The sequence below is a fragment of the Oceanospirillum sediminis genome, assembly GCF_014164585.1.
Taxonomy (GTDB): Bacteria; Pseudomonadota; Gammaproteobacteria; order Pseudomonadales; family Halomonadaceae; genus Oceanospirillum; species Oceanospirillum sediminis.
The window spans coordinates 1-341 of the sequence record NZ_JACJFM010000263.1 but is presented as its reverse complement, the minus strand read 5'-3'; the positions used below and the strand labels follow the sequence as shown (position 1 = coordinate 341).

The window sequence follows — 341 nt, the reverse complement described above, 5'->3', positions numbered from 1 at the left end:
CATTAAATTTCCCAATGCAATGTATGCTTGGTTTGTAGACCATTTTTGACGTTCTTCGATTGACATTTTGGCTATCATATCGATCAACCCCTCGCGATAAGGTTTTAATATAGTTTCGGGGGTTTCCCTGATATCTTTTATGTTATCGTAATACTGATTAACATCAATGTTTAAAATATTTTCCTGTATGCAAATGACCAAAAGATGCGATGCATCCAGTACTTGTTTTTGGTTGTATGAGTGCTCTACAAGCTTAGACCTTAAAACTCTATCCTTAATAACCAGCATTTTTATAGTTTGCAAACCGTAAGAGGTTGCCGTTAGATTAAATGCTTGTTTAA

The 341-nt window shown here is 34.6% G+C and carries 1 protein-coding gene; it reads right to left on the bottom strand.

Annotation, left to right across the window (positions count from 1 at the left end; genetic code table 11):
• A partial coding sequence (locus tag H4O21_RS28630; RefSeq protein ID WP_220495893.1) for a nitroreductase family protein occupies positions 1-341 on the bottom strand: 341 nt, incomplete at both ends.